This window comes from Pseudarthrobacter sp. Hb11, from assembly GCF_059383655.1.
In genome coordinates this window covers 741,429-755,197 of record NZ_JBWZCM010000001.1, presented here as the reverse complement: position 1 = coordinate 755,197, position 13,769 = coordinate 741,429, and the positions used below count along the sequence as shown (strand labels likewise).

The 13,769-nt window shown below is 64.4% G+C and carries 12 protein-coding genes; 8 read left to right on the top strand and 4 right to left on the bottom strand.

The window, feature by feature from the left end; genetic code table 11:
- Nucleotides 1-23: 23 nt before the first annotated feature.
- Nucleotides 24-1,415: a class II 3-deoxy-7-phosphoheptulonate synthase gene (locus AC50X7_RS03555; protein WP_494977769.1), complete on the top strand. Its 1,392-nt coding sequence runs from the start codon at nt 24-26 to the stop codon at nt 1,413-1,415.
- Between the two features lie 60 nt (nt 1,416-1,475).
- Here AC50X7_RS03555 and pknB read toward each other — a convergent pair whose 3' ends face one another.
- Nucleotides 1,476-3,578, bottom strand: coding sequence for a Stk1 family PASTA domain-containing Ser/Thr kinase (pknB, locus tag AC50X7_RS03550; RefSeq protein ID WP_494977768.1), 2,103 nt, complete (start codon nt 3,576-3,578; stop codon nt 1,476-1,478).
- Between the two features lie 104 nt (nt 3,579-3,682).
- Nucleotides 3,683-5,029 carry a lytic transglycosylase gene (locus AC50X7_RS03545; RefSeq protein ID WP_494977767.1) on the bottom strand — a complete coding sequence of 449 codons (1,347 nt, stop codon included), beginning with the start codon at nt 5,027-5,029 and terminating at the stop codon, nt 3,683-3,685.
- A gap of 242 nt (nt 5,030-5,271) precedes the next feature.
- Here AC50X7_RS03545 and AC50X7_RS03540 point away from each other — a divergent pair, with 242 nt between their 5' ends.
- The gene (locus tag AC50X7_RS03540; RefSeq protein WP_307095483.1) at nt 5,272-5,625 is read left to right on the top strand and encodes an Rv2175c family DNA-binding protein; all 354 of its coding nucleotides are present in this window, start codon (nt 5,272-5,274) and stop codon (nt 5,623-5,625) included.
- A 22-nt stretch (nt 5,626-5,647) separates the two neighbouring features.
- On the opposite strand, the gene AC50X7_RS03535 is transcribed toward AC50X7_RS03540, so the two are convergent.
- Together AC50X7_RS03535 and AC50X7_RS03530 are read right to left on the bottom strand one after the other, a co-directional pair.
- On the bottom strand, nt 5,648-6,742 hold the full coding sequence (locus AC50X7_RS03535; RefSeq protein WP_494977766.1) for a polyprenyl synthetase family protein: 1,095 nt from the start codon (nt 6,740-6,742) through the stop codon (nt 5,648-5,650).
- Nucleotides 6,739-7,266 (bottom strand): hypothetical protein, encoded by a 528-nt coding sequence (locus AC50X7_RS03530; protein WP_494977765.1) that lies wholly within the window; start codon nt 7,264-7,266, stop codon nt 6,739-6,741. The genes AC50X7_RS03535 and AC50X7_RS03530 overlap by 4 nt, the downstream gene beginning before the upstream one ends.
- 140 nt (nt 7,267-7,406) lie before the next feature.
- On the opposite strand from AC50X7_RS03530, the gene dinB reads away from it, so the two are divergent.
- The 6 genes from dinB (at nt 7,407) to AC50X7_RS03500 (ending at nt 13,710) form a co-directional block, all read left to right on the top strand.
- The gene (dinB, locus tag AC50X7_RS03525) at nt 7,407-8,564 is read left to right on the top strand and encodes a DNA polymerase IV (protein ID WP_494977833.1); all 1,158 of its coding nucleotides are present in this window, start codon (nt 7,407-7,409) and stop codon (nt 8,562-8,564) included.
- Nucleotides 8,565-8,840: 276 nt separating this feature from the next.
- Nucleotides 8,841-9,215 carry an SCO2097 family morphological protein gene (locus AC50X7_RS03520; RefSeq protein WP_494977764.1) on the top strand — a complete coding sequence of 125 codons (375 nt, stop codon included), beginning with the start codon at nt 8,841-8,843 and terminating at the stop codon, nt 9,213-9,215.
- A gap of 369 nt (nt 9,216-9,584) precedes the next feature.
- Nucleotides 9,585-10,013, top strand: a complete 429-nt coding sequence (gene mraZ / locus AC50X7_RS03515; protein ID WP_018763545.1) for a division/cell wall cluster transcriptional repressor MraZ — start codon at nt 9,585-9,587, stop codon at nt 10,011-10,013.
- Between the two features lie 168 nt (nt 10,014-10,181).
- Nucleotides 10,182-11,171, top strand: coding sequence for a 16S rRNA (cytosine(1402)-N(4))-methyltransferase RsmH (gene rsmH, locus AC50X7_RS03510; protein WP_494977763.1), 990 nt, complete (start codon nt 10,182-10,184; stop codon nt 11,169-11,171).
- Nucleotides 11,171-11,860, top strand: coding sequence for a cell division protein FtsL (ftsL, locus tag AC50X7_RS03505; RefSeq protein WP_494977762.1), 690 nt, complete (start codon nt 11,171-11,173; stop codon nt 11,858-11,860). The genes rsmH and ftsL overlap by 1 nt, the downstream gene beginning before the upstream one ends.
- A gap of 47 nt (nt 11,861-11,907) precedes the next feature.
- Complete coding sequence (locus AC50X7_RS03500; RefSeq protein ID WP_494977761.1) at nt 11,908-13,710, top strand: peptidoglycan D,D-transpeptidase FtsI family protein; 1,803 nt, start codon at nt 11,908-11,910, stop codon at nt 13,708-13,710.
- The last annotated feature ends 59 nt before the right edge of the window (nt 13,711-13,769 follow it).

Genomic DNA, 13,769 nt, shown 5'->3' with positions numbered 1-13,769 from the left:
TTCACGACCGTTAGGCTTAGAAGGTGACTGAGCTATCTGCAAAACCTGCCTTTTCGCTGTCCAGCACCGCCCAGAGCGGAGCGGCCAATTATCCCGGGCTCGATGACTGGCGGGACATGCCCATCTCCCAGCAGCCCAGCTGGCAGGACAGGGACGTGTTCGATGCCTCGGTCAAGGAACTCTCTGTCCTTCCTCCGCTGGTGTTCGCCGGCGAGGTGGACATCCTCCGCGAGCGGCTGGCAGCTGCCGCCCAGGGCAAAGCGTTCCTGCTTCAAGGCGGCGACTGCGCCGAAACCTTCGAAGCCGCTACTGCGGACAAGATCAGCGCACGCGTCAAGACCATCCTCCAGATGGCGGTGGTCCTGACCTACGGCGCCGCGATGCCCGTCATCAAGATGGGCCGTATGGCGGGCCAGTTCGCCAAGCCCCGCTCGTCCAACGATGAAACCCGCGACGGCGTCACACTTCCGGCGTACCGCGGCGACATCGTTAACGGCTACGACTTCACACCCGAATCGCGCGGCCACGACGCAGCACGCATGCTGCGCGCCTACCACACGTCCGCCTCCACCCTGAACCTCATCCGCGCTTTCACCCAGGGCGGCTTCGCGGACCTGCGCTCAGTGCACCAGTGGAACAAGGGCTTCACCGAAAACCCTGCCCACGCACGCTACGAATCCCTCGCACGGGACATCGACCGTGCCATCAAGTTCATGGACTCCTGCGGCGCGGACTTCGAGGCGCTTAAGCGCGTTGAGTTCTTCGCCAGCCACGAGGCCCTCCTCCTGGACTACGAGCGTGCACTCACCCGTATCGACTCCCGTACCGGATTCCCGTACGACACCTCCGCGCACTTCCTCTGGATCGGGGAACGGACCCGCGAGTTGGACCACGCACACGTCGACTTCCTGTCCCGGGTGCGCAACCCCATCGGCGTTAAGCTGGGCCCGTCCACCACAGGTGATGACGCCCTGCGCCTGATCGACAAGCTGGACCCGGAGCGGGAGCCCGGCCGGCTGACCTTCATCACCCGCATGGGTGCCGGCAACATCCGCGAAAAGCTGCCCGCCGTCGTCGAGAAGGTCACTGCCTCAGGCGCACAGGTGCTCTGGGTCACCGATCCCATGCACGGGAACACCGTAACGTCCCCGAACGGGTACAAGACCCGCAATTTCGACGACGTCATTGACGAAGTGCGCGGCTTCTTCGAGGTTCACCACGCCTTGGGGACAGTCCCCGGCGGCCTGCACGTGGAAATGACCGGCGACGATGTCGCGGAGTGCCTCGGTGGCGCCGACCCGATTGACCAGGAAGCCTTCCTGGACCGCTACGAGTCTGTCTGCGACCCCCGCCTCAACCACATGCAGTCGCTCGAAATGGCCTTCCTGGTGGCAGGGGCACTCGCCAAGCATTAATGCCTGCCGGTACCCCGCACCTGGCAGGCGTAGGTGCGTGGTGTGGGCGGCCGGGGCCGCCTACACCACGGTCAGTGTGATGACTGATCCTTCTGGTACTTCGGTGTCCACCGGGTCCTGGTCCCGGACCGTGCCGAAGAAGCCGCCAAGAATGTTGTTTACCCGCACTTGGAAGCCCAGGCCTTCGAGGGCACGCTTCGCGTCCGCCGCCTGCTTGCCGATGTAGCTGGGCACCTCCACCATCCTCGGCCCCTTCGAGATGGTCAGGATCACCGTGCCGCCCCGGGTGAGGGCGCCGTTGGCCGGAGACTGGCTGACAACGGCGCCCTCCGGGATGTTCCGGTCGAACACTTCTTCGCGCGCCACGTCCGCCTGCAGGCCGGCCGCCTCGATGGCGTCCTTGGCATCATCCTCGTCCTGGCCCACCACGTTGGGGACCGGGATCGGCTCGGGGCCCTTCGATACCACCAGGTTGACGGGTGTACCGTGCCGGGCAGGGGTACCGGCGGCAGGATCCTGCGACAGGACAATGCCCGCCGCTACAGCTTCATCGAACTGCCCGGTGACCTTCCCCAAAGCCATTTCCGCGCCGTTCAGCCCGACCTTCGCTTCCTCCAGGGTGCCCCCGGTCAGTCCGGGCAGCGGGAAAAGCTGCGGGCCCTTCGAAACAAACACCGAGACAGGCTGGAACTTCCGGATTTCCGAGCCGGCCGGGGGTTCGGTGCCCACCACAAGCCCGCTGGGCACGTCGTCGTCGAAAACGTCCCTGCTGGTGGACCGGAACCCTGCCTGGCTGAGCAGTTCCTGGGCCTGTGCCACCGTTTTGTTCGCCACGGCAGGGATGGCTGCGGCCGAGCCCGGTCCCATGCCGAAAAACCAGCCGGCCCCCGTTGCCAGCAAGGCGGCGATGAGCAGGATGACCACCCACAGGACCCCTCGGCGGCGCGGGCTGCCCTCGCGCAGGTTGCGTGCCGGGGTGGCCGCTGCGCGTGCCCGGGCTTTTTCGTTCTCCTTGTCGGCTTTGAGCTGGGCCCGCTTGCTGATGGCCGCGGGCGCCGCCGCAGCCCACCGCGCGTCATCGTCGGAGCCGGGGGGAGTGAGCTTGTATCGAAGACCGGAAGCCGGAGGGCGTTTCTCCTGGCCGGGGCCCTGATTAGCCTGGGGCTGGAGTGGGAGGTGCGTGGGTGCCGCAGGCCGGCCAAAGGGCATAACGCTTGTTGGATTGTTGGTACGGGCTATGACCTCGGTGTGGCCCGGGTTTCCGGCGGGGTCCTGGCCGCTGGCTTCCACGGCTGCGGGCGGCTGGAGGTCCATATCGTAGTCGCTGAGGTTGGTCCTGATGTGGCGCAGTTCCTGGAGCAGCGCGTTCCCGTCGATGGGGCGGTTCTCCGGATCATTGGCGGTGCACCACTGCACCAGCTCGTCCACCTCTGCTGCCAGGCCGGGCACGAGGGCTGAGGGCGGGCCCACTGTCCCGTTGACGTGCTGGTAGGCCACCTGGATGGGAACTTCACCCGTGAACGGCTGTTGACCGGTCAGCATCTCGTAAAGCATGATTCCCACGGAGTACACGTCGCTGCGGGCGTCAGCGGATCTGCCGAGGACCAGTTCGGGGGAGAGATAGGCAACGGTCCCGAGCAGTACTCCGGTGCTTGTGGAGGTGGTGACCGCGCGCGCCAGTCCGAAGTCGCCGATCTTGATCCTGCCGTCTTCGGCTATCAGGACGTTTTCCGGTTTTACGTCCCGGTGGATGAAACCGGCCGCGTGTGCGGCGCCCAGGCCTTCCACCACCGGCTCAATCAGCTTGAAGGCACGCCTGGGCGGAAGCGCACCCTCGGCCTTGATGACGTCCCGCAGCGTGTGGCCCTTGATGTATTCCATTACCAGATAGGCGGTGTGGGCGTCGGTGCCCTGGTCCAGTACTCCCACCACGTGGGGGTGGGACAGCCTGGCGGCAGCCTTGGCCTCCCGGCCCAGCCTGCCGAGGAAGCTCTCATCGGCAGAGAGGTGGGGGTGCAGCACCTTCAGGGCAACATCCCGTTCCAGCCGCTGGTCGGTGGCAACGTAGACGGTGGACATCCCGCCGCGCGCCAGCCTGGACCTCACGGCGTACCGGTTGTCCACCAGGGTTCCTACCAGAGGGTCTGACACGTGTTCCTGCACCCTACGATCGTAATCCAGCAATGAAACGGGTCCGAACCCTTACCGGTCCGGACCCGTGCCGATTTCTCCTGCCCGCCCCCGCGCTGCGGATGCGGGGACCGGTGCTAGCCGAAGTTCTTCTGGTGTGCCTTGATGGCCGCGACGTAGGACTTGGTGTCGTCGTACATGCCGTACTTGCTCACGGAGTACTGGCCCTGGTAGTAACCGGCGATGGCTGAATCCCTGTCCTTGCTGGTGGCGAGGAGCTGGCGGATGATCGCCACGCCGGCCGTTGCATTGTCGTAAGGGTCCAGGAGGTTCAGCTTGCGGCCCACCAGATCCGATGCCCACTGGCCGGAGCTGGGAATGACTTGCATGGTTCCGATGGCATTCGCGGGGGATACCGCGCGCTGGTCGAAGCCGGACTCCTGGTGCGCGAAGGCGAGGGCGAGCGAAGGTTGCACACCCATTGCCCGTGCCGTGTCCGCCACGATTCGGCGCATCTGCTCGCGGGAGGGGACCGGCGAAGCGTTCAGGAGTGCCTTGTTCTTGTTCGCCGAGCTCACCACTGCTGCCGGGTAGCGGAAGCCCAGGAAGGAACTGGGCACCAGCGGCGTAACCGAGACTGCGGGCTGCGGTGCCCGCTGGCCGGCACCAGGGATGGCCAGCTTGTTGCCCGGATAGATTACCGTGCGCAGGTTCATCCGGTTGGCGGAGAGGAGATCCGAAAGCCGGACCCCGTGGCGGGAGGCGATGGCGGAGAGTGTGTCGCCGGCCTTGACGGTGTACGAGCCGGATGCCGGGGAAGCAGCCGAGGAGTTTGCCAGGGCCGGAGCGGGGGCAGCCGGGGCGGAAGCGGAACCGCCGCCGACTTTGATCTTCTGCCCGGGGTAGATGATGGAACGGACGTTGAGGTTGTTCCAGGAGAGCACGCTTGACAGGCCCACCTTGTGCTTTGCCGCAATGGCCCCAAGCGTGTCGCCCGGCTTCACCGTGTAGGTGGCGCCGCCGCCAGCGGAGGAACGGGCTGCGGGAGCAGGCTTCGCGGGCGCCGCGGCGGCGGAACCCGAAAGCCTGATCTTCTGCCCCGGGTAGATGATGGTTTTCGCCTGCAGGTTGTTGAGCTTCAGTACCTGGCTGGTGCTCAACCCGAACCTGCCGGCAACGGCACTGATGGTGTCCCCCCGGGCAATCGTGTACACCGCCGGTGCTGACGGCCGGGCTGGCTGGAAGGCCGCGGGGATGGCCGTGGAGACGGACGACGCCGGAATGACGGCTGCCGTCGCCTGTGCCGCCTGCGCTTTCATGGCGGCGGCGAGGGTGGCCGGGACAGCGCGGGCGGGCGGTTCGGCAACGGCGGGCTGGGCGAGGGCCAAGGATGACAATACGACCGCTGGCAGCGCTGCCGTGGTGGCAGCGATCATGGGCAGACTCGGCTTGGGGGGCTGCTTGGGCGAGCGGGACGTCGTCATATAAAGAATCCTCTTCTCAACTGCGGGCGCGGGCGGGGATGCCGCTGTTATTCCGATACTACTGTTACTCGTGTTGTTACTGTTACGAATGTTATCTATGTGAATCTCTCACGAAATTACGGGTAGCACAAGAATTCCCACATTTACGGCAAGCAGGAATTTGTGGAGTGTCCGCAGGTCAGGAACGCCTCCGGGAATTTACCGACTAGGCGCGACGGTACGCACCGTGGCAACCTTGATCCGTGAGTAATGTAGAAAACCTGGTGGGCGAATGGTTGCCCCTGCCCGACGTCGCCCAATTGCTGGATGTTTCCATCACCAAAGTCCATAGCCTGCTTGATGAGCATGCCTTGGCGGCTCTGCGGGTGGGAGAGCGGAACATCCGGTCGGTCCCGGCTGAATTCATTCAGGACGGCCAGGTGGTGGACAGCCTCAAAGGCACCATTGTTGTGCTCGCTGACGCCGGCTACTCTGACGAGGACCTCATTGTCTGGCTTTTCACGCCCGACGAATCACTGCGCGGCCGTCCCATTGACGCCTTGCGGGAGGGCCGCAAAACAGAGATCAGGCGCCGGGCGCAGACCCTGGCCTGGTAGCTGTCGAACTTAGCCGACCGAATCAGGAGGCGCGGCTGACGGTAGCTTCAGCCAGCCTCCGCAACGCGGTTTTCGGCAGTTCGTCCAGGGGAAGTGCCTCGAGGGCATCGAATGCTGCCGCGCCGAATTCGTTGATGAGGACTTCAGTGGCCTGCAGAGCTCCCGATTCTTCGATAATTCGCCGGATTTCGAGAATGTCTTCATCTGCGAGGTTGGGGCTGCCCAGCCTGGCGTCGATGAAGGCGGATTCGGCCTCGGACGCCTGGTCCAGGGCCAGCGCCACCAGTACCGTCCGCTTGCCTTCGCGGAGGTCGTCCCCGGCAGGCTTGCCTGTGGTGAGCGGATCGCCGAAGACGCCCAGCACGTCGTCACGAAGCTGGAAAGCCTCGCCAAGGGGCAAAGCGAAGGCCGAGTAGCCGCGGAGCAGTTCGTTCGAGGCGCCGGCGAGTGCTCCGCCCAGGGCCAGCGGGTGCTCCGTTGAATACTTGGCTGACTTGAACCGGATGATCGACTGCGCCCTGCTGACGGCGCCCGCGCGGTCCCGAACAGGACCGGCCACTTCCTCCAGGATGTCCAGATACTGGCCGGCCATCACCTCTGCGCGCATGAGGTTGAAGATCAGCCGTGCCCGGCTGCCCGCAGCAGCCCGCTCACCGATATCCGTGAAAGCTTCTTCACTGAACGAGAGGCAGAGGTCCCCGGCGAGGATTGCGGCTGCCTGCCCGAACCGCTCGCTGTCCAGTGCCCAGCCGCGGGTGCCATGCAGCTGGCTGAAGCGGCGGTGGACGCTGGGTCCGCCACGCCGGGTGTCCGAACGGTCGATGATGTCATCGTGGATCAGCGCGGCAGCCTGGAACAATTCCAGCGCCGCACCGGCCGTCACTACCTGCTGAGCGGACGGGTCACCGCCGGCGCCCCGCCATCCCCAGTAGCACATGAGCGCACGGAGGCGCTTTCCGCCTGTCACCAGATTGGAAATGGAACCCATGATGGGTTCGATGTCCGGAGAGATGGCTGACATGATGGACTGCCTGGACGTGAGGAAGTCGGTCAGTTCGCCGGCTACTGCCGCAACGAAGGCGGCCTGTTCATTCCTTAGCTGCTCAGCCGCCGTCACTTGGCTGACTCAGCTGCCACGTTGGCGCCGATGGTGAAGGTGACGACACCGGCCGTTTCCACGGCGGAGAGATTGACCGTCTCATTGTCTCCCCGGACGAAGTCCTTCGAAGCGACCGCCCCCACGGCCTCACCGGGGACTGCCTTGAACCCGCGCGCCTCCAGTTTCTTCGTGTAGAAATCCATGACCTTCGCAGTGGGCGAGGTAATGGTGGCAACCAAGGCGGCGGTGGCCGGCGTCGACGCCTTATCGAAGCTGCTGGACACCACGCTCGCGCCCGGCATGAGCGGCAGGAGCTGCTGGGGGAAACCTGCGACGAAGCCACCTACGGTTGCGGAGGTGTTGGGCGAGGCGGAGGGGCTGGCCGAGGCTGTCATGGTTGATTGGACAGTTTCCGGTGCAGACGCGGAGACGGTGGGATCCGGTGTTCCTGAGGGCGTTGGGCTGCAGGCAGCGAGGGCCAGTGCTGCCCCGGCAGCGAAAGCGGCCAGGGCTGCTGGCTTAGGGTTTCCAATGACCGTCACAGGGACATTCCTCCTGGTGTAGATGCCGGATTCAGCCTCCAGTTTAGTCAGTACAAAGCGATAGGATTGCAGCCGTGGCACCTGTTGGGACGAACGAGCCGGCCGGAGCAGGCCTCCGGCGCTGCAGGCGCAACTGCATCATGCACGTGGACATGGACGCCTTTTTCGTAACCGTGGAACTGCGCACGAGGCCCGAGCTCAGGGGCAGGCCCGTCATCGTTGGCTATCCGGCAGAGCGCTCGGTCGTCCTGTCAGCGTCGTACGAAGCCAGGGCGTTCGGCGTCAAGTCGGCCATGCCAATGGCGGTGGCGATGCGGATGTGCCCCCAGGCAGTCATCATCGAGCCCCGGCACAAGGTGTATTACGAGGTTTCCGCCCAGCTGATGGCAATCTTCGAATCGGTCACGGAGTTGGTGGAGCCGCTCAGCGTAGACGAAGCATTCCTGGATGTGAGTGGCGCAATCCGCCGGCTGGGCCCGCCCCGGGCCATCGGTGAGCTGATCCGGAGCAGGGTAGCCGCTGAACTGAGCATCACCGCGTCGGTGGGGATCGCTGAGACGAAGTTTGTGGCAAAAATTGCCTCCACCCGCTGTAAACCTGACGGCCTGCTCCTGATCACGCCGGATGAAACCGTTCCCTACCTCCACAGCCTGCCCGTTGGGGCCCTCTGGGGCGTGGGCGCGAAAACCACCGATGTCCTGGCGAGGATGGGCATTAAGACCGTAGCGGACCTGGCGGCCACCCCGGCCTCCTCCCTCAAAAAGATGCTCGGCGCCACAGGAGTCCACGTACACCAGCTCGCATGGGGAATAGACCCGCGTCCCGTGACCCCGGTCCGTCTCGAGAAGAGCATCGGCGCTGAAGAAACCTTCGCCGTGGATACCGCCGACGACGCCCTCCTCCACCGGGAGCTGCTGCGGCTCTCGCACCGTACAGCAGAGCGGCTGCGGAGTTCGGGCATGGTGGCCCGGACTATCGCCCTGAAGCTGCGGTTCGCGGATTTCTCCACCATCACGCGCAGCAGGACCGTCCAAACGCCCGTGGACAGTGCGCAGCTCATCTATGCAGTGGTGCTACAGCTCCTGGACTCCGTGGACAGGCCGATGACCGTCCGGCTGGTAGGTGTGCGGGCGGAGCAGCTCGAAGAAGCCGCGCGCACCTCCCTCCAGCTGAGCATCGACCGGAGGGATGACAACTGGCGCGCCGCAGAGCAGGCTGTGGACCAGGTAGCCCGCAAATTCGGCGGTAAGTCGGTTCTTCCTGCCCGCCTCCTGGAACCAGGGAGCGGGCCCGGATAAACCCGGCAGATAAGCGGCGGGGAGGGCGCCGGGAAAGTCATTGCCGTCTTTCAGAACGGCCATGAACAAACTATCCTTATAGATACGAAGTTTTTGAGTGTTTGGACTTACTAACGGGCTCTCTTGGACATGCTTCCGCGCCGGATTTGTATGCCCGGGTTGCCGTTTACCGCCACAGCAGGCGGGTACGGGAACCACCAGGGCATACCAGACGTTATCCGAGCAGAAGTAGTGGCTGGGACCAGCCCGGACGTTGGCCTACAAAAGGAGGTCGTGATGCCGCTGTCGGAGCACGAACAGAAGCTGCTGGAGCAGCTGGAGAAGCAGCTTCACGAGGATGATCCAAAGTTCGCGAATTCCATGGGGTCGGACCCCGGGCGTTCGTGGTCGACAAGACACGTCGTGATCGGCGTCCTTGGTGCGCTGGCCGGTGTCTTCCTCTTACTGGTGGGCGTCACCCTCCAAAGTATCTTTGTTGGTGTCCTGGGCTTCATTGTCATGGGCGGCGGCGTCTACTTCGCCACGATGCGGAGCAGCTCGTCGGCAGCGAAAGGAACCAAGACCGGTACGGGCAAGCCCGGCAAGCAGCGGAGCTCCTTCATGAGCAGCCTGGAGGAACGCTGGGACGAGAGGCGCAGGGGCGAGCCCTAACTTTCCGGCGTCCATTGACCCGGACGCCCCCGGCACACCACTTTGCTCCCCGGAATGGGGGAGCGCGGCGAAAAGACCCGCTTCGGCGGGTCTTTTCGCGTTTAACCTGCCTGCAGCACGCATAGCCGTGACCCCTCGATCCCGAGGGTTGCAATTCGCCCCTCCCCGTGGCCCAGGCCGAGCGAGGTCCTCCACTTCCCACCACCAGCGTATTTCCGCGTCCTTTAGGGCCCACCTTCCCAAAAAATGCCCTGTCCAGCGCCCCTTTCGCGTTGACTGTGGTGGAAAGTGGAGTAATGTGGAGGACATAAGAGGGTGGTTGCAACATAGGGGATGTGCAGTTCCTGACATCGGACAGGCGGTGGGCCAGTGTTTCTGGGCACGCATTCGCCACGTCTGGATGAAAAGGGGCGGATCATTCTCCCCGCTAAGTTCCGGGAGGAACTTGCCAGCGGACTGGTTCTTACGAGGGGCCAGGAACGTTGCATCTACGTCTTCAGCGAGAAGGAATTTGCCCGGGTTCACGAGCAAATGCGGGAGGCGCCAATCTCCTCAAAACAGGCGCGGGACTACATCCGTGTCTTTCTCTCTGGAGCCTCTGACGAGGTACCTGACAAGCAGGGGCGCGTGACTATTCCACCGGCGCTCCGGGAGTACGCAGGGCTCGGGAGGGAACTGGCCGTCATCGGCGCCGGGACCCGCGCCGAGATCTGGGACGCCCAGGCCTGGAATGAGTACCTCGCGGAGAAGGAGACCGCCTTCTCCGAAACCGATGATCCCATTCCGGGCATTCTCTGACCGGAACAGAACAGCGGGCAGTTTTTCTTGGTTGAGATCTCCAGCCGGCCCGTCGGCCGGCCAACCTGGCTCACTTCCCCGGAGCCAGGCGGGCAGGACGATAGGCGCGGATGGGGATCTGGGCCAAGAACCATTCCAGGTGACAGCGACGGCGAGAGAGGACGAGGCATGAATGATCAACCGAAGCCCACGTCTGAACGCCATGTGCCGGTCCTTCGGGACCGGTGCATCAATTTGTTGGCTCCCGGATTCGAGGCTGCCAGGAGCCGCGGCGAAACCCCGGTGGCCATCGATGCCACGCTCGGGATGGGCGGCCACTCCGAAGCAATGCTTCAGCGGTTTCCGGACCTTCACCTGATCGGGATCGACCGGGATGAAGAAGCCCTTGCTCTGGCCGGGGAGCGCCTGGCGCCTTTTGAGGCACGGACAGATCTGGTCCACGCCGTCTATGACGAAATCGAAGAAGTCATCGCTGACCTGGGCGTGCCCGAAGTTCACGGAATCCTCATGGACCTGGGCGTTTCCTCACTCCAGCTGGATGAGCGCGAACGGGGATTCGCGTATTCCTTTGACGCGCCGCTGGACATGCGGATGGACACCAGCCGCGGGCAGACTGCCGCCGACGTCGTCAACAACTACAGCGAAGAGGAACTCGTCCGGATCATCCGGAAGTGGGGCGAGGAGAAGTTCGCCGGACGCATCGCGAACAGAATCGTCGCCTCCCGGGCCACCAAGCCCTTCACCACCACGGGCGAGCTGGTGGAGCAAATCCGGGCCGTCGTTCCGGCGGGCGCGGCCAAGTCCGGCGGCCACCCCGCCAAGAGGACATTCCAGGCCCTGCGGATCGAGGTCAACGAGGAGCTCGACGTACTGGAACGTGCTGTTCCCGCAGCCGTGGAGGCCACAGCACTGGGCGGCCGCATTGTCGTCATGTCCTATCACTCGCTGGAGGACAAGATCGTCAAGGCAGTTTTCCAGGCCCGCTCCAAATCCTCCGCCCCACTCGGCTTTCCGGTTGAGCTGGAAGAGCATAAACCCGAACTGAAGACCCTGACCAAAGGCACCGAGGTGCCGACCGCCGTCGAAATCGCCGAAAACCCCCGCGCTGCCTCAGCAAGGCTTCGTGCTGTGGAACGTATCCGAACCAGGAGAGCCTAATGAGCACCGCTGCCGTGAAGAACTTTCCCGTCGTTTCCGGTTCGGCGGCCAAGCAGCTTCCTGCAGGTTCGCCGGCCGGGCCGCGCCGGGGCCGCACTCCGCTGTCCGTAGTCCGGACCCTTCCCCGCAGGCGCCGTGCCCCCTTCGTGGTGCTGTGTTTTGCCATGCTCGCCGTGGCCCTGATCGCCGTTCTCGTCCTGAATATTTCGGTTTCCACGGCGCAGTACCAGTTGGTGGAACTCCGTGCCAGGCAGAGCACGCTGACGAAGCAGAACCAGGACCTCACCCAGCAGGTCCAGAACTTTGAAGCACCCCAAAACCTCGCGGCGCAGGCGTCGAAGCTGGGGATGGTGCCTTCCACCGTTAAGGGCCAGATTGACCTGTCCACCCTCTCCGTTACCGGCAAAGCAACCCCGGCTGTAAAGGACGGCGCTGCCGGAGCCGTCATTCCGGCGCCTGCTGTCGCCGGCCAGCTCACCGTGGTTCCGCCACCCAGCAAACGGGATCCGCTGGAAGCCCGGAAACCCGTCGAGGAGGCCCCGGCTGCAGCCCCCGCGGCGGCAATGACCAAACCGGCCCCTGACGCAACACCAACCCGCACTCCGCCGGCTTCCGCTCCGGCTGTGCCGCCCGTGGAGCTCCACGGCGGATCGGTACCAGCGCCCCAGCAGAAGGTCCCCGGACAGTAACAGGCAGGTCTGACAGGCAACAAGGTCGAGCAGCAAGGAATATCACGGTGGCGCAGAGGACCGGCAAAGCAAGAAGCGGCAAGGTACCCAACGCCAAGAAGCGACTCCGACTGGGCCTTGGCATGATGCTGACGCTCCTCTTGGTGGTGGGCGGCAAACTCTTCCTGGTCCAGGGGCTGGACGTCGGAGGAATGGCCGAAGCTGCCTTGAACAGCCGGATGAAGCGGACCGTCCTGCCTGCCGAGAGGGGCAGCATCCTCGACTCCCGCGGAACGGTGCTGGCCAACAGCGTCATCCGCTACAACGTGGTGGTGGACCAGCGGGTGAACACTAAAACCGAAACCTTCAAGCGGCTGGAGACGGTGGACGGCAAAGAGAAGCTGGTGGACGTCAGCCGGGACCAGGGCCTCACAGAGCTGGCCGCCGCCCTCGGCATGGAGAAGGACGCCCTCCGGGACGCTGTAACGGGCCAACAGCCTTACTACATCGTGGCCAAGGACGTGAAACCGGACATTGAGGACCGCATCTCCAACCTCCAGGTCCCCGGCATCGTCACGGAAGGCGTCAGCAAGCGGGTCTATCCCAATGGTTCCGTGGCCGGCGGAATCATCGGGTTCCTGGCCGACGGCACTACCGGCCAGGCCGGCATAGAACAGACCCAAAACGAGCTGCTGAAGGGCGCGGACGGCGAACGCCTATTTGAAATCGGCGCAGACGGCCTGCGCATCCCTGTCGGCGTGGACGAGCTGACGTCGCCCCAGGACGGCAAGGACGTCAAGCTCACCCTCAACTCCGACCTGCAGTATTTTGCCCAGCAGGCCATTCAAAGCCAGTCGGACAAGCTCAGCGCCGAGTGGGGCGTCATCATTGTGATGGACGCCAAGACCGGTGACCTGGTAGCGATGGCCGACACCAATTCCCCCGATCCCAACGATCCCGGACGGGTGGCCGCCAAGGACCGCGGCGTCCGCGCGGTCACGGCGGCATACGAGCCCGGCTCCGTTCAAAAAATGATGACCGCGGCGGCCCTCATTGAAGAGGGCAAGGCCAAGCCCCTCGATTCGTTCACCCTTGGCCCCACCTACACGGTGGACGGGCAGACCTTCAGCGACTCATTCGCCCACGGAACCGAGGAGCGAACCCTGGCGGGCATCCTGGGCTATTCGATGAACACCGGCACCGTCATGGCCGGCCAGCGCCTCAGCAAGGAACAGCGGTACGACTGGCTCAAGAGATTCGGCATCGGCGAGGCGCCGGATATCGGGCTGCCGGCAACGGCGTCCGGCATCCTCACTCCGTGGCAGCAGTGGGACGGGCGCCAGGAGTACACAGTACTGTTCGGGCAGGGCGTGTCCCAGTCCACACTCCAGACCGTGCGGGCGTTCCAGTCCATCGCCAACAATGGGGTGATGCTGCAGCCCAGGCTCATTGACGCCTACGTGTCTCCGGATGGAACGGAGGAAAAGGTGCCCGCCGCACCGCCGCGGCAAACCGTGTCGGAAGAGACGGCGCAGCAGGTCCAGGACATCCTCGAGAGCGCCGTCACCGAAGGGCAGATCAAGGACGCGGCCATCGACGGTTATCGGGTGGGCGCAAAGACAGGAACCTCTGAATCACCGTGCGACGACGGCAAGTCCGGGTTCTGCGGCTATACCGCCTCCATGGTGGGTATGGCACCGATGGATGATCCGCGGTTTATTGTTGAGGTGGTACTCCAGCGGCCGAAGGGCAGCATCTATGGGATTACCAACGGGCCGGTCTTCCGGTCGGTCATGAGCCAGGCACTGCGGACCTACAACGTCCAGCCGTCCAAGGGCGAACCGGCCCGGCTGCCCCAGTTCGCCAAGTAGCATCCCGGCAACAGCCGGCCGCACCAGCAGCACCACCGGTTCATCCATGCCGGGCTCGA

Excerpts from the sequence above, each read along its gene's own strand:
- AC50X7_RS03545 (WP_494977767.1), bottom strand. The coding sequence starts at position 5,029 with ATGACGACGTCCCGCTCGCCCAAGCAGCCCCCCAAGCCGAGTCTGCCC.
- dinB (WP_494977833.1), top strand. The coding sequence starts at position 7,407 with ATGCACGTGGACATGGACGCCTTTTTCGTAACCGTGGAACTGCGCACG.
- AC50X7_RS03520 (WP_494977764.1), top strand. The coding sequence starts at position 8,841 with ATGCCGCTGTCGGAGCACGAACAGAAGCTGCTGGAGCAGCTGGAGAAG.
- rsmH (WP_494977763.1), top strand. The coding sequence starts at position 10,182 with ATGAATGATCAACCGAAGCCCACGTCTGAACGCCATGTGCCGGTCCTT.
- ftsL (WP_494977762.1), top strand. The coding sequence starts at position 11,171 with ATGAGCACCGCTGCCGTGAAGAACTTTCCCGTCGTTTCCGGTTCGGCG.